This window comes from Vitreimonas sp., assembly GCF_035627415.1.
In the GTDB taxonomy this organism is placed as follows: domain Bacteria; phylum Pseudomonadota; class Alphaproteobacteria; order Caulobacterales; family Aquidulcibacteraceae; genus Vitreimonas.
In genome coordinates, this window is record NZ_DASPLU010000038.1 from 293,867 (window position 1) to 312,334 (window position 18,468).

At 65.3% G+C, this 18,468-nt stretch carries 22 protein-coding genes and 1 tRNA gene; 8 read left to right on the plus strand and 15 right to left on the minus strand.

Translation table 11 applies throughout. The features are described 5' to 3' along the window. The first annotated feature begins 111 nt into the window (after positions 1-111). Both aguB and VEA80_RS20250 read left to right on the plus strand, forming a co-directional pair. A complete protein-coding gene (aguB, locus tag VEA80_RS20245) occupies positions 112-948 on the plus strand; it encodes an N-carbamoylputrescine amidase (RefSeq protein WP_325062613.1) in 837 nt (278 codons plus the stop codon). A gap of 150 nt (positions 949-1,098) precedes the next feature. Then, positions 1,099-1,758 (plus strand): DsbA family oxidoreductase, encoded by a 660-nt coding sequence (locus VEA80_RS20250; RefSeq protein WP_325062614.1) that lies wholly within the window; start codon positions 1,099-1,101, stop codon positions 1,756-1,758. 1 nt (position 1,759) lies between these two features. Here VEA80_RS20250 and VEA80_RS20255 read toward each other — a convergent pair whose 3' ends face one another. From VEA80_RS20255 to VEA80_RS20265, 3 genes are all read right to left on the minus strand, one after another. Continuing rightward, entirely contained in the window at positions 1,760-2,389 is a 630-nt protein-coding gene (locus VEA80_RS20255) for a hypothetical protein (protein WP_325062615.1), read from the minus strand. Beyond that, positions 2,361-3,149 (minus strand): histidinol-phosphatase, encoded by a 789-nt coding sequence (gene hisN, locus VEA80_RS20260; RefSeq protein WP_325062616.1) that lies wholly within the window; start codon positions 3,147-3,149, stop codon positions 2,361-2,363. Before hisN ends, VEA80_RS20255 begins: the two co-directional genes overlap by 29 nt. A 112-nt stretch (positions 3,150-3,261) precedes the next feature. Next, on the minus strand, positions 3,262-3,666 hold the full coding sequence (locus tag VEA80_RS20265; protein WP_325062617.1) for a helix-turn-helix transcriptional regulator: 405 nt from the start codon (positions 3,664-3,666) through the stop codon (positions 3,262-3,264). 252 nt (positions 3,667-3,918) lie between these two features. Here VEA80_RS20265 and VEA80_RS20270 point away from each other — a divergent pair, with 252 nt between their 5' ends. After that, positions 3,919-4,374: a hypothetical protein gene (locus VEA80_RS20270; RefSeq protein ID WP_325062618.1), complete on the plus strand. Its 456-nt coding sequence runs from the start codon at positions 3,919-3,921 to the stop codon at positions 4,372-4,374. A gap of 517 nt (positions 4,375-4,891) precedes the next feature. On the opposite strand, the gene VEA80_RS20275 is transcribed toward VEA80_RS20270, so the two are convergent. Together VEA80_RS20275 and typA are read right to left on the minus strand one after the other, a co-directional pair. Next, the gene (locus tag VEA80_RS20275; protein WP_325062619.1) at positions 4,892-5,182 is read right to left on the minus strand and encodes a hypothetical protein; all 291 of its coding nucleotides are present in this window, start codon (positions 5,180-5,182) and stop codon (positions 4,892-4,894) included. A 134-nt stretch (positions 5,183-5,316) separates the two neighbouring features. Continuing rightward, entirely contained in the window at positions 5,317-7,161 is a 1,845-nt protein-coding gene (gene typA, locus VEA80_RS20280) for a translational GTPase TypA (protein WP_325062620.1), read from the minus strand. Positions 7,162-7,550: 389 nt separating this feature from the next. Between typA and VEA80_RS20285 the strand changes: the two genes are divergently transcribed. Together VEA80_RS20285 and VEA80_RS20290 are read left to right on the plus strand one after the other, a co-directional pair. Then, entirely contained in the window at positions 7,551-8,105 is a 555-nt protein-coding gene (locus VEA80_RS20285) for a manganese efflux pump MntP family protein (RefSeq protein WP_325062621.1), read from the plus strand. A 140-nt stretch (positions 8,106-8,245) separates the two neighbouring features. Then, on the plus strand, positions 8,246-9,985 hold the full coding sequence (locus VEA80_RS20290; protein ID WP_325062622.1) for a D-aminoacylase: 1,740 nt from the start codon (positions 8,246-8,248) through the stop codon (positions 9,983-9,985). A gap of 174 nt (positions 9,986-10,159) precedes the next feature. On the opposite strand, the gene VEA80_RS20295 is transcribed toward VEA80_RS20290, so the two are convergent. Continuing rightward, positions 10,160-11,074, minus strand: coding sequence for an N-formylglutamate amidohydrolase (locus VEA80_RS20295; protein WP_325062623.1), 915 nt, complete (start codon positions 11,072-11,074; stop codon positions 10,160-10,162). 146 nt (positions 11,075-11,220) lie between these two features. Here VEA80_RS20295 and cpdR point away from each other — a divergent pair, with 146 nt between their 5' ends. Then, positions 11,221-11,583, plus strand: coding sequence for a cell cycle two-component system response regulator CpdR (gene cpdR, locus VEA80_RS20300; RefSeq protein ID WP_325062624.1), 363 nt, complete (start codon positions 11,221-11,223; stop codon positions 11,581-11,583). Here cpdR and VEA80_RS20305 read toward each other — a convergent pair. Then, the gene (locus VEA80_RS20305; RefSeq protein ID WP_325062625.1) at positions 11,580-12,245 is read right to left on the minus strand and encodes a Fe2+-dependent dioxygenase; all 666 of its coding nucleotides are present in this window, start codon (positions 12,243-12,245) and stop codon (positions 11,580-11,582) included. The two genes, cpdR and VEA80_RS20305, sit on opposite strands and share 4 nt — an antisense overlap. Positions 12,246-12,385: 140 nt before the next feature. On the opposite strand from VEA80_RS20305, the gene VEA80_RS20310 reads away from it, so the two are divergent. Continuing rightward, a tRNA-Val gene (locus VEA80_RS20310) sits at positions 12,386-12,460 on the plus strand. 37 nt (positions 12,461-12,497) lie between these two features. Here VEA80_RS20310 and VEA80_RS20315 read toward each other — a convergent pair. Continuing rightward, positions 12,498-12,761: a hypothetical protein gene (locus tag VEA80_RS20315; protein WP_325062626.1), complete on the minus strand. Its 264-nt coding sequence runs from the start codon at positions 12,759-12,761 to the stop codon at positions 12,498-12,500. After that, entirely contained in the window at positions 12,758-13,915 is a 1,158-nt protein-coding gene (locus tag VEA80_RS20320) for a hypothetical protein (protein ID WP_325062627.1), read from the minus strand. The genes VEA80_RS20315 and VEA80_RS20320 overlap by 4 nt, the downstream gene beginning before the upstream one ends. Before the next feature lie 166 nt (positions 13,916-14,081). Between VEA80_RS20320 and VEA80_RS20325 the strand changes: the two genes are divergently transcribed. Further along, entirely contained in the window at positions 14,082-14,276 is a 195-nt protein-coding gene (locus VEA80_RS20325; RefSeq protein ID WP_325062628.1) for a hemerythrin domain-containing protein, read from the plus strand. Here the strand turns inward: VEA80_RS20325 and VEA80_RS20330 are convergent. The 6 genes from VEA80_RS20330 to VEA80_RS20355 form a co-directional block, all read right to left on the minus strand. Next, positions 14,261-15,052 (minus strand): alpha/beta hydrolase, encoded by a 792-nt coding sequence (locus VEA80_RS20330; protein WP_325062629.1) that lies wholly within the window; start codon positions 15,050-15,052, stop codon positions 14,261-14,263. The two genes, VEA80_RS20325 and VEA80_RS20330, sit on opposite strands and share 16 nt — an antisense overlap. Then, positions 15,049-15,333: an Lrp/AsnC ligand binding domain-containing protein gene (locus VEA80_RS20335; RefSeq protein WP_325062630.1), complete on the minus strand. Its 285-nt coding sequence runs from the start codon at positions 15,331-15,333 to the stop codon at positions 15,049-15,051. The genes VEA80_RS20330 and VEA80_RS20335 overlap by 4 nt, the downstream gene beginning before the upstream one ends. Before the next feature lie 147 nt (positions 15,334-15,480). Then, positions 15,481-15,885 carry a RidA family protein gene (locus VEA80_RS20340; protein ID WP_325062631.1) on the minus strand — a complete coding sequence of 135 codons (405 nt, stop codon included), beginning with the start codon at positions 15,883-15,885 and terminating at the stop codon, positions 15,481-15,483. After that, positions 15,882-16,298 (minus strand): thioesterase family protein, encoded by a 417-nt coding sequence (locus VEA80_RS20345; protein WP_325062632.1) that lies wholly within the window; start codon positions 16,296-16,298, stop codon positions 15,882-15,884. The genes VEA80_RS20340 and VEA80_RS20345 overlap by 4 nt, the downstream gene beginning before the upstream one ends. Next, positions 16,295-17,869 carry an AMP-binding protein gene (locus VEA80_RS20350; protein WP_325062633.1) on the minus strand — a complete coding sequence of 525 codons (1,575 nt, stop codon included), beginning with the start codon at positions 17,867-17,869 and terminating at the stop codon, positions 16,295-16,297. The genes VEA80_RS20345 and VEA80_RS20350 overlap by 4 nt, the downstream gene beginning before the upstream one ends. A gap of 1 nt (position 17,870) precedes the next feature. Next, positions 17,871-18,468 (minus strand): enoyl-CoA hydratase family protein (locus VEA80_RS20355; RefSeq protein WP_325062634.1); only part of this gene is annotated, 598 nt, incomplete at its 5' end.

Consider the following 18,468-nt stretch of genomic DNA (forward strand, 5'->3'; position numbering starts at 1 on the left):
GCGTAGCGCGAGCCCAGGATCCAGGCACCGCCGCCGCGCCGTTTGCCCCTGGACCCTGGGTTCAATGCTCCGCATTGCCCCAGGATGACGAACCCACGAAAGCGAACTGAAATGCCCCGCACCATCACCGTCGCCGCGATTCAGACGTCGTATGGCGAAGACATCAACGCCAACATCAAGAAGACCGAAGGCTTTATCCGCGACGCGGCCAAGCGCGGCGCGCAGGTGATCTTGCCGTCGGAGCTGTTTCAGGGGCCGTACTTCTGCACGACGCAGGAGGAGAAGTGGTTCGGCACCGCGTTCGAGGCGAAGTCGCATCCGTGCGTCGTGGCGCTGGAGCCGGTGGCGAAGGAGCTCGGGGTCGTCATTCCCGTTTCGATCTACGAACGCGAAGGCCCGCACTACTACAACTCGCTCGTCGTGCTCGATGCCGACGGCAAGCAGCTCGGCGTTTATCGCAAGAGCCATATTCCGGACGGGCCCGGCTATCAGGAGAAGTACTATTTCCGGCCCGGCGACACCGGCTTCAAGGTGTGGGACACCGCGCACGGGCGCATCGGCGTCGGCATTTGCTGGGACCAATGGTTTCCCGAAGCCGCGCGGGCGATGGCGCTGATGGGCGCGCAAGTCTTGTTCTATCCGACCGCGATCGGCAGCGAGCCGCATGACGCCTCGCTCGACACGCGCGACCCGTGGCGGCGCGCGATGCAGGGGCATGCGGTGTCGAACGTGATCCCGGTGGTGGCGAGCAATCGCATCGGCGTCGAAGGCAGCGGCCAGGCGTTCTACGGCTCGAGCTTCATCGCCGATCATCGCGGCGACTTGGTCGAGAGCTTCGATCGCACCGACGAAGGCGTGCTGGTGCACGAATTCGATCTGGATTTCCTCGACCGTCACCGCGCCGCCTGGGGCTTCTTCCGCGACCGGCGGACGGAGTTCTATCGCTAAGGGATATGAGGTCAGCCCGTCATTCCGGGGCAATGCGCAGCATTGAGCCCGGAATCCAGGAGCTATGCGCTGAGCCCCCTGGATTCCGGGCTCTCGCTTCGCGAGCCCCGGAATGACGGTGATGCCTGCAAGATTAGAAAGCGCGGCGACATGACTGCGAAGCTTCGCATCGACTTCATCTCCGACATCGCTTGTCCGTGGTGCGTGATCGGGTTGCGGTCGTTGCTTGCGGCGTTGGCGGGGATGAAGGGCGAAGTCGAAGCGGAGATCCGGTTCTGGCCGTTCGAGCTCAATCCGGACATGGGCCCCGAGGGCGAGAACACGGCCGAGCATGTCGCGCGCAAATACGGTTCGACGCGGGAGCGTTCGGACGCGGTGCGCGAAGTGATCAAGGAGCATGGCGCGGCTCTGGGCTTCACGTTCAATTACGGGCCGGATTCGCAGATCTGGAACACGTTCGACGCGCATCGGCTGCTGGCCTGGGCGCTGCCGCAAGGCAAGCAGCTGGCGTTGAAAGAGGCCCTGTTCAAATCGCACTTCACCGACCAGCGCCCGACGAACGATGTCGAAGCGCTGATCGACGCTGTGCGCGAAGCCGGGCTCGATGCGGATGCGGCGCGTGACGTGCTGGCGTCCGGCGCGTTCGCTGACGAAGTGCGCGCGGAGGAAGGGCATTGGCGCGCGAACGGCATCAACGCCGTGCCATCGGTGATCTTCAATCAACGCTGGCTGATCCAAGGCGGCCAACCGCCGGAAATTTTCGCGCAGGCGATGCGGGATATCGTCAGCGGGAAGGCGCGGGAAGCGTAGGTCACGAAACCCAGCTCATGCGGTAGCCGGCTTCGTGCCAGGCGCCATCGCGCAACTCGTAAAGAAAATATCCGCCACCTGCGCACAACTCGCCGCAAAAATGCTCGGCATAGAACAGTGCGCTTTGTCCATCGGGCGAGAACGAGACGCGAGAAATTTCCCAAATCGTTATGTCGCCAACGACTGGGATTGCTAGCCCGAACTCAATGATCGCCGGCATCACTGTGAAGGATGGTCGCGGGGAAGAATCGAAACAGGTCGGCAACCATTCTGCCCGCTGCGTCGAATAGCCAGATATATTCACAGTGAATTCTTCGGTGACGGGGAACTCGAATACTTCGCCTGTCGCCTGCACCGTATGAGCTTCGTGCTCGCCGGTCTCGCGCGAGAGCGTCATTTCGGCTGTGTCGCTCAGCGCATCCGCATGCGGAATGCTTCGCAAAAACGGACGGAAGCGCTGATGCGGCTCTTCTGATACATTCGTCACGAATGCGCGATAAACTTCACAAGTTGCAGAGCCGGCATCAACAGGGGGCGGTCTTGACGACAAAAAGGCTATCGCGCCGACGAGCACCACCAGTGCGGCGAGCGCCGCTATCCGATTAGCGCGTGACACGGTCAGTAGCCTCATCTCTCACACTGACATCGCCATACGCCAACACCCGCCCACCCTTGCTGGCATCCCCGCCGTCCCAGCTTGTGATGCCGCCGCCGGCGCCGGTGACGATGGGGATGAGGGCGGCGATGTCGAACGGCTTCAAGCCGTTCTCGATGACGCAGTCGATGTGGCCGGCGGCGAGCATGCAATAGGCGTAGCAATCGTAGCCGTAGCGGGTGAGCTTCGCTGCCGCGCGCACGCGGGCGAAGGCTTCGGCTTCTGCGCCGTGGAAGAGGTAGGGATCGGTGGTGGAGAGCGTCGCTTCGCTGAGGCTGACGCACGCGCGAGTCTTCAGCGGTTTGGTTTCGCCCCGCGCGGTGGCGTTCGCGCCGTCCATCCACCCGCGATAGCGCTCGTCGAGATACGGCTGATCCATCACGCCGATCAGCGGCGCGCCGTCGTGATAGAGCCCGATCAGCACACCCCAGGTCGGCAGGCCGGAGATGAAGGCGCGGGTGCCGTCGATCGGATCGATGATCCATTGATAGCCGCGCGAGGCGAGTTCGCCGCCATATTCTTCGCCGAGAATGCTGTGCTCGGGAAACTCCCGTTCGATCAGCGCGCGCATGGCGCGTTCGGAGGCCTGGTCCGCTTCGGTGACGGGATCGAAGAGCGCGCCGCCCTTGTGGTTGCAGGCGTGTGGCGCGCGGAAGAAGGGGAGGATGGCTGCGCGGGCGGCGTCAGCGAGCGTGTCGGCAAAAGAGAGGAGGCGTGGGATGTCGTGAACGGGCATGGGTTCACTATAACCCAGCTCCGCGGCTGTAGGATTGATTCCTCGCTCCCAAACGAAGACGGGCCCGCCGAAGCGAGCCCGATCCCCCGTTGCCCTCGACCGATGCGGCGGATTAGGCCGCGTCGGTGGATTCGTCTTGTAGCGCTTTCGCCAGGTCCAGGAGGCGCCGGCGCGGGCGTTCGCCGAGCTTGTAGTAAGCGCGGATCAGTTCGAGCGTTTCCTTCTGCGAGAGGACGTCAGCGGCGATCAGATCGCGGTCGTTCGCCGGCGCGCCAGGGGTGGCGGGCGTGGCGGCAACTTGCTGCAGGCCTTCGAAGAAGTAATTGACCGGCACGTTCAGCGCGACGGCGAGTTCGTAGAGACGGCTCGCAGTCACGCGGTTGGCGCCGCATTCGTATTTTTGGATCTGCTGGAAGCGGATGCCAATGGACTCAGCCAGCTGTTGCTGGGTGAGGCCCAGGAGCCGGCGACGGCGGCGAAGCCGCTTGCCGACATGGAGGTCAATGGCGTTAGCCATGGTCGTGCGCCCTTTTTCGCGGCGGTTTCCCCCATGGGCCCGCCTTATGCGCAGACTTGGAGAGCATGAGCCGTGCCACGCATCCGTGACGCGAATTGCGCCTTAACGCGTGTGAACGAGGCATCGGCAGGCGCGTGCGACGCGAAAGCTGAACCGAAACGGCGCCACCGGCATTGGTAAACACGAACGCGCCGCTATTTGGTCACCGCATCGCCCGATGCGGCGCCATCTTGGGCGGCGAGGATTTCGCGGATGACGAGGTTCACCATGAACATGCGCGCTTTGTTGGCGGCTTCTCTTTTCGCGTTGGGCGCGTGCGCCTCGACGCAGCGCACCTTGAGCTACAATGCCGGCTATCCGGACGCCGACGTGTTCGTCGACAATCAGCGTTTCCAGATCTGGTTTCACGACACGGATCAGACCGTGCTGGTGCAGCGCGGCGATCCCCAGCCGCTTCGATCGCTGCTGGCGCAGAACGCGACGATTTACTCTAGTGACAGGGCGCTCGGCCCGCTCTGGTGGGGCGCTGCGGCCAACGCCGTGCTGATGCAGATCGGCTGCTATGGCGCGGAAGTGCGCGGCGAGGACCAGCCGCAGGTGCGCGAGATCGCGTACACGTGCCCGGACCCGGTGGATGTGGACGCTCAAGTGGCGGAGCGGCGCGAAGCGTGGCGGCGCGGCGTGCGGGTGGCTGCGCCGCAGGGTTAATCCGAACGTCAACGGGGTCGCATCTCCTTGCGCGCGGACGCGCGTCATCCTTGTTGATCCTGGCGGATCAAAAACCAAAGAGGGCGGGACGCGGATGGGTCACGCCAGCAATGCATCGCTTGCGCGATGCGAACGACGCGGCTCATCCGCGTCCCGTGATCGTTTCTCATCGGCGCCGTCGCGGAAGATGTTTCACTCTCGGAGGCGGCTCGGCCGATCGCGTGCGGGTCCGTGCGTTCGACACGAATTCCCTGTGCGTCCTCCCGCCTTTTCATGTTCGGCGGGCTTCTCCTCCGCTGTGCTCAACCGCGCTGCAGAGGTTCACGCTCGATCACATCGCTCGTCGCATCGGGTGAACATTGGCCAACTGCCCTCCAGCGGAGCGATGGGAGGAGTGTATTGGCGTTTCGGAGGTGTAGGATAGATTTTCGCACGAGGCTCGCGCGGCGTGATGTTTCGGCAACAATGCGGAGACAGAGGATCGGAGCGGGAGCCGCTTTTCGCTGACAGCTGACGCTCACCGTTCCTGTGGCGAGTCCGATGGCGGCGCGGTGATCGATTGGGGTGAGCGGCCAATCTCGCGATCCCAAATTTTGAAGATGGTCCAGATGCCGAACATCCATGCAATACCTTGTGACCCAGCCACTAAAACTGCGGCCACGTCCTGACCGGTCTCGCGCAAATCGCCATGGGCCCGCGAAACCAATATTTTAATCGCGGTGAGACCGGCGCCGACAGACAAAGTCGCGCCAACGCGGGCAAAGTAGTACCGCCAGGTACACGCTGGTTTTTCAGAGCCGCCTTGCATCTCCCGTACCCCAAAAGGCGTTGTGCTGAGTGCACCATTCGGCGCGTATCGTAGTCCTCGTGATCAAGGAGCGCCAGCGAGGTTAATGTCTGTCGGAAACAGGCCAATGGCACACGTTGGCGCCGACGGTCCTCTTAGCCTGCTTCCTTCGCGCGCGCTTGTTTCTTGCGCTCGTTGGGGTCGAGATAGGCTTTGCGCAGGCGGATGGCGGCGGGCGTGACTTCCACCAGCTCATCATCCTCGATCCAGGCCATCGCTTGTTCGAGCGTGAGGCGGCGCGGGGGCGTGAGGCGGATGCTCTCATCCTTGCCGCTGGCGCGCACGTTGGTGAGCTTCTTGCCCTTGAGCGGGTTGACGTCGAGATCTTCGCCGCGGCTGTTTTCGCCGATGATCATGCCTTCGTAGACGTCCTCGCCGTCGGCGATGAACATCTGGCCGCGCTCTTCCAGATTCCACAGCGCGTAGGCGGTGGACTGGCCCTTGTCGTTGGAGATGAGCGCGCCGTTGCGGCGGCCGGGAATGTCGCCTTTCCACGGCGCCCAGGAATGGAAGAGGCGGTTCATGACGCCGGAGCCGCGCGTGTCGGTGAGGAATTCGCCGTGATAGCCGACCATGCCGCGCGAGGGCGCGAGCATGACGAGGCGGGTCTTGCCGCCGCCGGAGGGGCGCATGTCCTGCAGCTCGGCTTTGCGGATGCTCATCTTCTCGATGACGACGCCGGTATATTCATCGTCGACGTCGATCACGACTTCTTCGACCGGCTCGAGCGTCTGGCCGTTTTCGCTGCGGGTCAGCACTTTCGGGCGCGAGAGCGAAAGTTCGAAGCCTTCGCGGCGCATGGTTTCGACCAGCACGCCAAGCTGCAGTTCGCCGCGGCCGGCGACTTCGTAGGCATCTTTGTTCGATGTCTCGGTGACGCGGATGGCGACGTTCGATTCCGCTTCGGCCAGCAAACGCGCGCGGATGACGCGGCTTTGCACTTTATCACCGGCGCGGCCGGCGAGCGGGGAATCGTTGATCGAGACGGTGATCGCCAGAGTCGGCGGATCGATGGGCGGCGCCGGAATCGGCTTGGCGAGTTCGGGCGAGCCGATCGTGTCGGCGACAGTGGTTTCGACCAGGCCGGCGATGGCGATGATGTCGCCGGCTTCGGCGCTTTCGACCGGCACGCGCTTCAGGCCGCGGAACGAGAGCAGTTTGGTGAGGCGGCCCTTTTCGATTTCTTTGCCGTCGCGCGTGATCGCGCGCACCGGATCGCCGACTTTCACGCGGCCGGATTCAACGCGTCCGGTCAGCATGCGACCGAGGAACGGATCGGAATCGATCATCGTCACGAGGAACGCGAATTGTTCATCGCGGCGTTTCACGGGTTCGGGATCGGGCACGTGGCGAACGATGAGCTCGAACAGCGGCGTGAGATCCTTGTTCTCAGCGGCCATCTCGGTTTTGGCCCAGCCTTCCTTGCCCGAGGCGTAGAGGATCGGGAAATCGGCTTGCTCGTCGCTGGCGCCGAGGGCGAGGAAGAGTTCGAAGATTTCGTTCAGCGCCTTGTCCGGCTCGGCGCTTGGGCGATCGACTTTGTTCAGCACCACCATCGGCCGAAGCCCGCGCGCGAGCGCCTTCGACAGCACGAACTTGGTTTGCGGCATCACGCCTTCGGAGGCGTCCACCAGAATTACGCAGCCGTCGACCATGCCGAGGATGCGCTCGACTTCGCCGCCGAAATCGGCGTGGCCGGGGGTGTCGACGATGTTGAGGCGATACTCTTCGCCGGCGCTGTTCGACCATAGGATCGAAGTGCACTTGGCGAGGATGGTGATGCCGCGCTCGCGCTCCTGGTCGTTGGAATCCATGGCGCGCTCCTGCCGCGCCTCGTTGGCGCGGAAGGCGCCGCCTTGGGCGAGGAGCTGGTCGACCAGCGTGGTCTTGCCGTGGTCGACGTGGGCGATGATCGCCAGGTTGCGGAGGCGCTCGGCCATGCGAATTTCAAGCTTTCTTTGAGTGACGCGGGGTTCTGCACGGGCCGGGCGCCTGCTTCAACGGCAGGGGTGCGAAATCCTTAGGCGGAGCCCATCCGTTTTTGCATGTGAGCATGTGCAATATGCCGTCACGGGAGGAAAACATGAATTAAATTAGCTATTTGTCTGCACTTCGCAAAAACGTGACGGGTCGCTCACCTTGCAAATTGCTGCACTGCGGAATAGATACCGGGCGTTGCGGCGTTTCGCGATGCCGCACCCGCCCTATCGGGCGTTTCCTCCCTAATTGACCTTTCGCCGCCGGCCCTCAAGCCGGCGGCTTTTTCTTTGCCCGAGCACGGCGCAGCCCTGCGCTTGGCGCCGGCGGCGCGCGAAGGGATACACCGGCCATGTTTCTCTCCGCCTGCGTGCTCGGGCTCGCCCTCGCGGCCGACGCGTTCGCCGTTTCGCTCTCGCAGGGCGTCGTGGCGCGCGAGCGGCCGCATGCGACGGCGCTGATGCTCGGCGGCGCGTTCGGGCTGGCGCAGGGGGTGATGCCGCTCGTGGGCTGGAGCGCCGGCCTGGTGATGACCGCGGCGATCGCGGCGTACGATCACTGGGTCGCCTTCGCCGTGCTGGCGGCGATCGGCGCCAAGCTGATCTGGGAGGGCTGGAGCAATACGGGCGAAGCGGCCAAGCGCGTCAGCGGCTGGGGTGTTGTGGCGCTAGCGCTGGCGACCAGCCTCGACGCGGCCGGCGCGGGGCTCGCGCTTGATGCGCTCGAGATCGGCCCCCTCATGGCGGCGCTGGTGATCGGGCTGATCACGGCGGCGGCGTGCGCGGGCGGGGTTTATCTGGGCCGCGCGGCGGGGGCGCGGCTCGGGCGCGCGGCGGAGTTCGCCGGCGGCGCCGCACTGATCGCGATCGGCGTGAAGATCCTGTGGGATCACGGCGCGCTGAGCTGAAGCCGTTTGGTTGATGCTTGCGCGCAGTGGGTGTGTTCGAACGAGTGGGCCGCAGGCCAAGAGGTGAATTGCATTTCTTCTTGGCGCCGAGCGCTCCTGCGCTAGCGTTGATCGCGCCGGCCGCCGCGAGGAGCTTTGCGATGTACGATCTGGTCATTCGGAACGGGACGGTGGTGGATGGCTCGGGCGCGGCGCGGTTTACGGCGGATGTCGCGATCGAGGGCGGGGTGATTGCGGCGGTGGGGCCGAGGCTTGGCGCCGGCAAGGAAGAGATCGATGCGGCGGGGAAGATCGTCGCGCCGGGCTGGGTCGACATTCATACGCATTATGACGGGCAGGCGACCTGGGATCAGGAGATGGCGCCGTCGTCTTGGCATGGCGTCACGACGGTGGTGATGGGCAATTGCGGCGTCGGTTTCGCGCCGGCCAAGCCCGACAAGCACGATTGGCTGATCGGCTTGATGGAAGGCGTCGAGGATATCCCCGGCACGGCTTTGGCCGAAGGCATGACGTGGAAGTGGGAAACGTTCCCGGAATACCTCGATGAACTGGAGCGTCTGCCGCGCACGGTCGATGTTGGCGCGCACGTGCCGCACGGCGCCGTGCGCGCCTACGTGATGGACGAACGCGGCGCACGCAACGATACGCCGACCGAGCATGAGATCGCGCGCATGTCGCAGATTGTGGAGGAGGGTCTGCGCGCGGGCGCGTTGGGGTTTTCGACTTCGCGCACGATCTTGCACAAATCGGTCGACGGCGAGCTTGTGCCGGGCACGAGCGCGACCAAGGAAGAGCTGATCGGCATCGGCAGGGCGATGGGGCGCATCGGCTATGGCGTGTTCGAAATGGCCTCGGACCTGAAGCGCGATTGGAACGAGTTCGCGTGGATGGGCGAACTGTCGCGCGAGACCGGGCTGCCGGTGACGTTCGCGGCGCTGCAGTCGATCGCGAAAGAGCTGCCGCTCGACGAGCAGATCAGCGAGATGCGGGCGCAGAATGCGAGGGGCGCGAACATCGTCGCGCAGATCGCGCTGCGCGGGAACGGCATCGTCATGGCCTGGCAGGGAACGGTGCATCCGTTCCGGTTCAAGCCGGCATGGGCCGAGATCGCGCAGCTGCCGTGGCCGGCGCAGCTGGCGCGGCTGAAAGAGCCGGCGTTCAAGCAGCGCATGATTGCGGAGGAGAGTGTTTTCCCCGCGAGCGACCTGATCGGCCTGATGATGATCGTCGCCGGCGGCTGGTCGGTGCAGTACGAGATGGGCGAGGGCTTCAATTATGAGCCGACGCAGGATGAGACGATCGCCGCGCGCGCGGCGGCGGCGGGCGTTTCGCCGGCCGAGTATGCGTACGATCTGCTGATGCAGGACGAAGGCCGCGGCTTCATCTATTTCCCGATCCTCAACTATGCCGACGGCAATCTCGATTTCCTCGAGGCGCTGCAGCGCGCCGACGATACGGTGAATTCGCTGTCAGACGGCGGCGCTCATTGCGGCACGATTTGCGATGCGGCCTCGCCGACCTTCATGCTGCAGCATTGGGTGCGCGACCGCGCGGGCGGGCGCATTCCGCTGGAGCTCGCGGTGAAGCGGCAGGCGCGCGATACGGCGGTGCTCTATGGGCTGAACGATCGCGGGCTGATCGCGCCGGGGTATTTGGCGGACATCAACGTGATCGATCTCGATGCGCTGAAGCTCGGCCGCCCATGGCTTGCGTTCGATCTGCCGGCGGGCGGGAAGCGTTTGCTGCAGAAGGCGGAAGGGTATGTCGTGACGATCAAGTCGGGGCAGGTGACGTTCCGCGGCGGCGCATATCTGGGCGTGCATCCCGGCAAACTGATCCGCGGCCCGCAGAGCGCAGCGGCGCGGCTGGCGGCGGAGTAGAGCGCTTGCTCCCACTCGATGGGGGAGCTGTCACGCGCAGCGTGACTGAGGGGTGCGGCCCGCCGGTGTTTCTGGTTGCGCCTCGCGAGGCTTCTTCTTCACGCGCGGCGCGCGCACCCCCTCCGTCAGCGTGCTGGCGCACGCTGACACCTCCCCCATCGAGGGGGAGGAGGATCAAACCAAGCTCTGATGCAGGCTGGCGGCGTTCAGCGCTTCGGCGAGCCGGCTCATGTCGGCGCGCACTCTCGTGTGGCCGTTGGTGCGTTCGAGCGTGCGCTCGTCGACATAGAGCGCGCGGTTGATCTCGATCTGCAGCGCGTGCACGTGCGACATCGGCCGGCCGTAGGATTGGGTGATGTGGCCGCCGGCGAACGGCGTGTTGCGAGCGACGCGATAACCCAGGCGCCGCAGCCTCGCTTCCGCCAAAGCGGTGACGGAGGGATGGCACGAGGCGCCGAAGCGGTCGCCCAGCACGATGTCGGGCGCGTGCGCGCCGCGCGAGCTGTTCGGCATCGAGTGGCAATCGATCAGCACGGCGCAGCCGAACTGCTCGCGGGTCTCGCCGAGCAGGCGCTGCAGCGTGGCGTGGTAGGGGCGGTGCACCATGGCCAGGCGCTTCTCGGCTTCGTGCAGCGAGAGCTTGCGCCGGTAGATGTTCTGGCCGTCGCCGCAGACGCGAGGAATGGCGCCGAGGCCGGCTTGCACGCGGGCGGAGGCGGTGAGCACGCTCGACGGCGGGCGCTCGTCGAACATGTCGGGGTCGAGTTCGCCGGGGTCGCGGTTCAGGTCGACATAGGCGCGGGCGATGGTCGCGGTCAGCAGCGTCGCCCCGTGCGCGGCGGCGCCGGCGAACAATTCGTCGACATAGGCGTCCTCGGAACGGCGCAGGCTGAGGAGGCCGACGCGGGCGTCGGCCAACAGCTCCGGCGGATAGCGGCGGCCGCTGTGGGGCGAAGCGAAGATGAGCGGGGCGGTGCGCCGGAGCGGCTCGATGACGACGAACGGTGGCTCGGCGGCGGCTTGCTCATGGAAGACGCCGGACTCGGTCGCAACGCTCAAAGCGCCCTGGCGGTGATCCGTCGGCTCCATCGCGGCAATGTCGCCGCGGGGCGCAAGGCCGTCAATGTTTCCACATCTTTACCGGCCATATGCAGCAGTTCAGGCTGCCTTTACCCGAATTGTGTTAGAGGCTAGCCGTTTCTAAAGGGGCCGGACTGATCCGGAGCTGCTGCGGTATGGCGCGAATCCTGTTGGCGGAAGACGATGACTCGCTCCGGGGTTTCCTGGTGACGAGCCTGACGCGTGCGGGGCACGACGTCGCCGGCTATGGCGACGGCGATTCCGCCTGGGAGGCGCTGGAGCACGGCGCCTACGACCTGCTGCTGACCGACATCGTCATGCCCGGCCTCGACGGCATCGAGCTGGCGCGCCGGGGCGCCGAGCAGGATCCGGCCATGAAGATCGTCTTCATCACCGGCTTCGCGGCGGTAGCGCTCTCCGCCCAAAGCCAAGCGCCGAAGGAAGCGAAGGTGCTGTCGAAGCCCTTCCACCTGAAGGACCTGGTGGTCGAGATCGAGCGGGTGATCGCGGCGGCTTAGTCGGACGCCCACATCCGCATCAAATTGTTGCGCACCCCCTCCAACCGCACGCGGTTGTCCCACTTCATCGTCAGCCCTTCGCGCGCCGATACTTCGCTCAGCTCGTAAAGCGCCGTGCGGCGCGCCTCGTCGGCGACCAAACTCTGCACGAATGTCACCGACACCAGCCGCTCGCCGGCGGTGACCGGAGCGACTTGGTGCAAGGTCGTCGATGGATAGATGATCGCCGATCCCGGGCGGCCTTTGACCTTCACTGTCTGGGTGCCGAGGTGGATGATCAGCTCGCCGCCCTGATACGAGTCCGGCTCCGAGAGAAAGACGGTGGCCGAGACATCCGAGCGCAATGTGCCCTGGCTCACCGCGACATAGGCAGCGTCCGTGTGAGCGCCGTACTGCATGCCGGGCCGGTAGCGCGCGAGCATCGGCGGGGCGATGCGCTTGGGCAGCGCGAAGTCGCGAAACGGCCGCGAAGCGCCGAGCCCGGCCATGACGATGTTGGACGATTCCGCATAAAGCGGGCTTTTGGGGTCCGCCTGCTGATTGATCTTGGTTTCGTTGGCTGGGTTCGAAATCCGGCCATCGACGAAGTTCAGCTCGTCGGCAAGCTGGCGCAGCCGGCTGATCTCGCGTGGTGGGAGCACGCCGTGAGTTTCCAGGAACATGGGCTCGCGCCCTTTCCTGCGCTCCCTGGCATAGGCGTCTGTCGCCGGAATGGCTATGGGGCTAGGCGCCGCTTGCACACCGGCCGGGTATGCCGCTATAGCGGCGGTCCCGTAGCGGTTTCGCGGCTTGCCGCGAGGTCGGGCGCGTAGCTCAGCGGGAGAGCACTACGTTGACATCGTAGGGGTCACAGGTTCGATCCCTGTCGCGCCCACCATCAAAAGCCTTATAAATCAAGGCTTCCAGGCCGGTTGTTAGACTGCATCGTTAGACTTCTCGACGATTTCAGCAGCGCGGCGTAGGATGGTGATGCGGCGCATGATGGCCGCGCGATCCTGAATCGCGCGCGTTTCAGCCATCGCCGAAGCGCCGCTGACGAGCACTATTTCGCCGGCCGTCAGCGGGCTCGTCGCCATTGCGGCGCGCAATTCCTCGATGCGGTCTCGGCTGATGACGAAAGCCTCTAGGCGCCGTTCTATATCGTCGGCGAACGCTCGGAGTTCGGCGGCAAGGCTCATTTCAGCAATCCTCTGGCGCGTTGGATTTCGACCGCTTTGACGGCGCTCTTTTGAATGTAGACTTCGCGGTTCATGTCGCTGTCGGCGTGGGCGCTCAGGTGGCGCATGTCGTCGAGGTCGACGCCGGCCTCTACGCCTTCGGTGATGGCGCTGTGCCGGAGGTGGTCGAACACGCGATATGGGCCGGCGCCGGCGACGACCTTTTCGCGGAGCGTGATCATGTGGCCGCGCAGGCGCGCGTCGTCGACCACGGGCGTATAGGGCTGGCCGAACGGGTCGCTGACGAGATAGACCGGCGCATCGGCCGCGTCCGGCAGGCGGGTTGCGGCGTCGGCGCGGATCTCGGCGACCAAAGCGCGGCTCAACGGCAGAAACGCCGGCACGCCGGTCTTGCCGCGATCGAACTCTATGCCCTCGACGATGACGGTTTCGCCGTCCGGCATGTCGATGCGCTTGGTTTTCAGATGCTCGCCCAAAGTCCAGACGATGACGTCGGTGGAATCGGCGGCGGTCTCGTACATGAGCTGCACCGCGATGGCGCCGCCCGGCCAGGGCCGTTGCGCCTTGGCGTTGCGCCCGGCGGCGTGCGGACGCCAGGCGCGCACGGTGCGCGCGGTGTCGGCATAGGCGGCGACATCGGCGCGGCTCCAGCGGTCGACCTTGACGCGCCGTCCGCCCTTGACGCGCTTGCGGCGCGTCGCCTTCACCGAATTGAGCGGAATGTCGGCTTCGCGGATCTCGCCGGCGCGCATCGCCGTCGAGAAGATCTGCGACAGCGCGCCCCTGACGTTCTTGCGCTGGCCGGGCACGTCGTTCCAGCGGCTGAGAAAGTCGTCGATCTCGAGCGGCGTCATTGTCTTCACGTGGCGATGGCTGAGCGTGATCGACCAGGCGAACACCGGACGGAGCGAGGCGATGTAGCCCTTGCGCGTGCGCTCGCCGCAATTCAACCACGCTTCGCTGCAGCCGGTCGGGTTCTCGGGCGAACGCTTCGCGCCCGGATTGAGCGCCGCGTCGCGCGCGGTGATCTTGCCGAGCACGGCGTCGAGCAAGGTCTGTCCGCCCCAGCGCAGGATCAGCCACGGGACGCTGCCTTTGCGCGTCACCGCCGCGGCGAGCGGCGCGGCTGTCGCCGGCGCGCCGCGCGCGGCCATCAGCGCTTCATAGAGCGCTTTTGCGTCGGCTTGAACGGCGGCGACCTCCGCCGCGTCGTCGAGGTCAACGGGCCATTTTCCGCGGCGCGGAATCGGGATCGCCGACGATGGCCAGTCTTCGGGCCGGACGGGCGGGGGCGGCTGCGCGCCGTTCGCGATCCGGCAGATGCGGCACGAGCACGACGAGCACGCCGAGCACCTGAAGGCGCTTTCTGAACTGACGGGCCGCTTCACGCCGCCGGAGGGGGCGTGCCGGTCCTGGCGCGCGCTCTACGACGGCTGCGCCAAGCTGGCGGCGGACCTCGAGGCGCACATCGCGCTCGAGAACGACGTGCTGTTTCCCGCTTACGAAAAGTTCTGACGCGCAAGCTCCGCCACGCGCTCGCACATGGCGCTGTGCGGGTCGGCGAGCGGGGCGATGACGGTGAAGTGGTTGGCGGCGGCGATTTCTTCGTAACGCGCAGCGACGCCGGCTTCGCCCCAAGCGGCGACCATGGTTGCGCTCTGGCGCAGGAATTCGCTGCTCTCCTCCGCGCCGACAACGGCGTCGAGGGTCTTGCCTTTGGGCGCGGGCCAGAAGAGCGGGCTTTGCGCTTGCGCTTCAACGGCGTCGAGCCCGACCTTGGCGTTGATGCTGGTGGGGACGAGCGGCGCGAGGTCAAAGATGCCGGAGATTGCATAAGCGGCGGGCACGTGCGCTTCGGTTGCAAGCATGCAGGCGGCGAGGTGGCCGCCGGCGGAGTGGCCGCTGACGATGACCGGCGCGCCGGTTTCACGATGCACCGCGATGGTGGCCGCGCGAATCTGCGCGATGATGTCGCCGATGCGAACGTACGGACAAAGGTCGTAGCTCGGCACGGCGACGCTGACGCCGAGGGCATTGAGTCCGCGCGCCTGATGGCTGTGAAAGCTCTTATCGACCGCCTGCCAATAGCCGCCGTGGATGTACATCACGGCGGGCCCGGCGCCGGCCTCGAAAACGTCGATCGTGTTGCGCTCGCCGGGGCCGTAGCGGACGACGCGCGGCGGATGCGTCTCGCGATAGGCGGCTGCATCGCGCGCCCAGCTGGCGATGATGTCCGCCGATTCCGGCACGCGGGCGCGGTTGTTGTATTCCTGTTCGAGATCGAGGCTCATTTCGAGTCGGGATAATCGAAGCCCGGCCATTTCGAGCCGTAGAGCTGATAGCCGAGGATGGTGTAGGTCTGCGCCACGTTCGGATGCGCGCGGATGGTGTCGGTGACGACGCTTTGGATGGTGTTGAGATCGGGATGCTCAATGCGCACCAGCAGGTCCCACTCGCCCATGATCGAGTAGATGTCCATGATCTTGTCACTGCCGTCGCGCAGCGCGTTGCCGACGGCTTCGGGCGTCGCGCCCTGCACGCGGACGAAAGTGAAGAGGCTGTGGTCTGCCATGGGATGCTCCTGCTTTGCACCATAGCACCCCCTCCCCTCGAGGGGAGGGGGCAGGGGGCGGGGTGACACTCTGCACGTTCAGAATCTGCGACTGACCACGCGCACACTTTCAACACCGCGCATCACCCCACCCCCAACCCCCTCCCCTCAAGGCGAGGGGGCTTTAGGCACAACAGCCGTTGTCTCGATCTCGATCAGGGCCGCGTCTTCGATCAGCGCTTTGACTTCGACCACGGCCATCGCCGGATAGTGCTTGCCCATCTTTTCGCGCCAAATGGCGCCGACCTCGGCGAGGGAAGCAAGATAAGCGCGCTTGTCGGTGATGTACCAGGTCATGCGGGCGATGTGTTCGGGGCCGGCGCCCGCACAGGCGAGCACGGCGAGGGTGTTGTCGAGCGTTTGCGCGAATTGGGCGGGCAGCGTCGTTGCTTCGAACTTGCCTTCGGGCGTCCAGCCGATTTGGCCGGCGACGAAGATGAGGCGGCCTTCGGCTTCGATGCCGTTGGCGTAGCCTTTGGGCCGCGGCCAGCCTTCGGGGAGCAATGTTCTCATGGTTCGAAGCCGGCGAAGCGGGCGATGGCGGTGCGCAGATCGGCGGGCCAGCGCTCGGACTTCATGGTCGCAAGGTCGGTGAAGACGACGGTTTGATCGAAGCGGGCGACGAGACGATCGCCGATGCTTGCGAGGTGTTTCAGATGCAGTGACGAGCGGCCGATGCCGTCGACGCCGAGACTCTGCTTCAGCGTATCGCCGACGCGGACGGGCGCCACGAATTCGGATTCGAAGCGCACCGTGGGGATGCCTTTGCGCTGGTCGACGTGCAGTGTTTTGAACGAATGGCCGAGCTCCGCAAACCAATCTTCGACCGCTTCGTTCACCAGCGCGAAGAAACGCGGATAGAAGATGAGGCCGGCGGGATCGCAGTGCTCGAAGCGGATGACGATGTCGCGGATGAAGCGGGTCATGGGTGTTTCAATTTGAAGCGCTGCAGCTTGCCGGTGTGGGTCTTCGGCAGTTCGGCGACGAACTCGATCGCGCGCGGATATTTGTAGGGCGCTATGGTCTGTTTGACATGCTCCTGCAGCGTGCGGGCTTCAACTTGCGCTCCAGGCTTCAGCACGACGAAAGCCTTGACGATCTGGCCGCGCTCTTCATCGGGGACGCCGATCACGGCGGCTTCGGCGACGGCGTCGTGCGTCAGCAGCGCATTCTCCACTTCCGGCGCGCCGATATTGTAGCCGGAGGAGACGATCATGTCGTCGGCGCGGGCGACGTACCAGAAATAGCCGTCCGCATCGCGGCGGTAGATGTCGCCCGTGACGTTCCAGCCATTGACGACGTAGTTCTTTTGCCGCTCGTCGGCGAGGTAGCGGCAGCCGGTCGGGCCTTTGATGGCGAGGCGGCCCTCGCCTTCGCCTTCGAACGGCTGATCGTTTTCATCGAGCAGAGTCGCCTCGTAGCCTGGCACGGCTTTGCCGGTGGCGCCGGGGCGGATGTCCTCGCCGGCGGCGGAGACGAAGATGTGGATCATCTCGGTCGAGCCGATGCCGTCGATGATGCGGATGCCGGTGCGCTCGAACCATTGGTCGCTAGTCGCCTTCGGCAGATGCTCGCCAGCGGAGACGCAGGTGTGGAGCGAGGCGAGGCGCTCGTCATGAATTTTCAATAGCGCGCGATAGCCGGTGGGGGAGGTGAAGAGTGTCGTAGCTTTGTGCTTGGCGATGGTGTCGGCGAGGACATCGAAGCCAGGCTTGTCGCAGACTACGGTTGCAGCGCCGGCGCTGGCGGGGAAGATCACGCCGGCGCCCAGGCCGAACGTGAACGCCAATGGCGGGGTGCCGATGAAGACGTCAGTGGCTTTCGGCTGAAGGACGTGGCGCGAGAACGTCTGCGCCATCGCGGCGATATCGCGGTGGAAGTGAACACAGCCCTTCGGCGTGCCGGTCGTTCCGGAGGTGAAGGCGATCAGCGCGGGATCGTCGGCGGCGGTTGGAACCGGTGGAAAATCGCCGGGCGCGTTCGCCATGCGCTGTTCAAGCGCGTCGGTGGAGACGATGTGCTTCAGCGACGGCGCGTCATCGCGCGCCTGTTCAAGTTCTTCGGCGCGGTGGGAGTCGACGATGGCGTGCGAAACGTGCGCCTTGTTGAGGATGACGGCGAGTTCGTGCGGGCGCAGCATCGGCATGGTGCCGACGGCGACCCCGCCGGCGCGGAATACGCCCCACCACACGGCGATGGAGAGGCGTGTGTTCGACGAATGAATGAGCACGCGATTGCCGGGAACGAGGCCGAACTCATGCGTCAGGACGTGCGCGATGCGGGACGCTTCCTGCAGCAGCATCTCGTAGCTGAGCGTCGCTGATGCAAACAGCGCGGCGTTCCTGGCGCCATGGCCGGCGGCGATCGCGGCGTCGAGCATGCTGCTGGCGTTGTAGCGCTCCGGAAACTGCAGCTCGGGCAGCGTGAACTTCAGCTCCGGCCATTGATCGCGCGGGGGGAGGTTGTCGCGCACGAAGGTGTCGAGGTGCGCGCTCATCTCAGTTTCCCTCGAAGACTGGTTTCTGTTTCGCCGCGAAGGCGAGGTAGGCGCGTTCGAAATCCTTCGTCTGCATGCAGATAGCTTGCGCCTGCGCTTCGGCTTCGAGCGCCTGCTCGAGGCTCATGTTCCATTCCATGTTGAGCTGGTTCTTGGTCATGGAGTGCGCGAACGCTGGGCCGTTGGCGAGATCGCGCGCGAACACCAGCGCTTCGGGGAGCGGCGTATCGACGATGCGATTGAAGAAGCCCCAGGCGACGCCTTCTTCGGCGCTCATCGAGCGGCCGGTGTAGAGAAGTTCGCTGGCGCGGCCATGGCCGATGATGCGCGGCAGGATTGCGCACGCGCCCATGTCGCAGCCGGCGAGGCCGACGCGCACGAAGAGGAAGGCGGCCTTGGCGCTTGGCGAGCCGTAGCGCAGGTCGGAGGCCATCGCCAGGATCGCGCCGGCCCCGGCGCACACGCCGTCGATCGCGGCGATCACCGGCTGCGGGCAGTGGCGCATCGCCTTCACCACGTCGCCGGTCATGCGCGTGAACTGCAGCAGCTCCGGCATCGTCATCTTGGTCAGCGGGCCGATGATCTCGTGCACGTCGCCG

Bases quoted from the DNA above. Each gene is read 5' to 3' on its own strand.
- aguB (WP_325062613.1), top strand. From the start codon at position 112: ATGCCCCGCACCATCACCGTCGCCGCGATTCAGACGTCGTATGGCGAA.
- VEA80_RS20250 (WP_325062614.1), top strand. From the start codon at position 1,099: ATGACTGCGAAGCTTCGCATCGACTTCATCTCCGACATCGCTTGTCCG.
- VEA80_RS20255 (WP_325062615.1), bottom strand. From the start codon at position 2,389: ATGAGGCTACTGACCGTGTCACGCGCTAATCGGATAGCGGCGCTCGCC.
- hisN (WP_325062616.1), bottom strand. From the start codon at position 3,149: ATGCCCGTTCACGACATCCCACGCCTCCTCTCTTTTGCCGACACGCTC.
- VEA80_RS20265 (WP_325062617.1), bottom strand. From the start codon at position 3,666: ATGGCTAACGCCATTGACCTCCATGTCGGCAAGCGGCTTCGCCGCCGT.
- VEA80_RS20270 (WP_325062618.1), top strand. From the start codon at position 3,919: ATGACGAGGTTCACCATGAACATGCGCGCTTTGTTGGCGGCTTCTCTT.
- VEA80_RS20275 (WP_325062619.1), bottom strand. From the start codon at position 5,182: ATGCAAGGCGGCTCTGAAAAACCAGCGTGTACCTGGCGGTACTACTTT.
- typA (WP_325062620.1), bottom strand. From the start codon at position 7,161: ATGGCCGAGCGCCTCCGCAACCTGGCGATCATCGCCCACGTCGACCAC.
- VEA80_RS20285 (WP_325062621.1), top strand. From the start codon at position 7,551: ATGTTTCTCTCCGCCTGCGTGCTCGGGCTCGCCCTCGCGGCCGACGCG.
- VEA80_RS20290 (WP_325062622.1), top strand. From the start codon at position 8,246: ATGTACGATCTGGTCATTCGGAACGGGACGGTGGTGGATGGCTCGGGC.
- VEA80_RS20295 (WP_325062623.1), bottom strand. From the start codon at position 11,074: ATGGAGCCGACGGATCACCGCCAGGGCGCTTTGAGCGTTGCGACCGAG.
- cpdR (WP_325062624.1), top strand. From the start codon at position 11,221: ATGGCGCGAATCCTGTTGGCGGAAGACGATGACTCGCTCCGGGGTTTC.
- VEA80_RS20305 (WP_325062625.1), bottom strand. From the start codon at position 12,245: ATGTTCCTGGAAACTCACGGCGTGCTCCCACCACGCGAGATCAGCCGG.
- VEA80_RS20315 (WP_325062626.1), bottom strand. From the start codon at position 12,761: ATGAGCCTTGCCGCCGAACTCCGAGCGTTCGCCGACGATATAGAACGG.
- VEA80_RS20320 (WP_325062627.1), bottom strand. From the start codon at position 13,915: ATGGCCGCGCGCGGCGCGCCGGCGACAGCCGCGCCGCTCGCCGCGGCG.
- VEA80_RS20325 (WP_325062628.1), top strand. From the start codon at position 14,082: ATGCGGCACGAGCACGACGAGCACGCCGAGCACCTGAAGGCGCTTTCT.
- VEA80_RS20330 (WP_325062629.1), bottom strand. From the start codon at position 15,052: ATGAGCCTCGATCTCGAACAGGAATACAACAACCGCGCCCGCGTGCCG.
- VEA80_RS20335 (WP_325062630.1), bottom strand. From the start codon at position 15,333: ATGGCAGACCACAGCCTCTTCACTTTCGTCCGCGTGCAGGGCGCGACG.
- VEA80_RS20340 (WP_325062631.1), bottom strand. From the start codon at position 15,885: ATGAGAACATTGCTCCCCGAAGGCTGGCCGCGGCCCAAAGGCTACGCC.
- VEA80_RS20345 (WP_325062632.1), bottom strand. From the start codon at position 16,298: ATGACCCGCTTCATCCGCGACATCGTCATCCGCTTCGAGCACTGCGAT.
- VEA80_RS20350 (WP_325062633.1), bottom strand. From the start codon at position 17,869: ATGAGCGCGCACCTCGACACCTTCGTGCGCGACAACCTCCCCCCGCGC.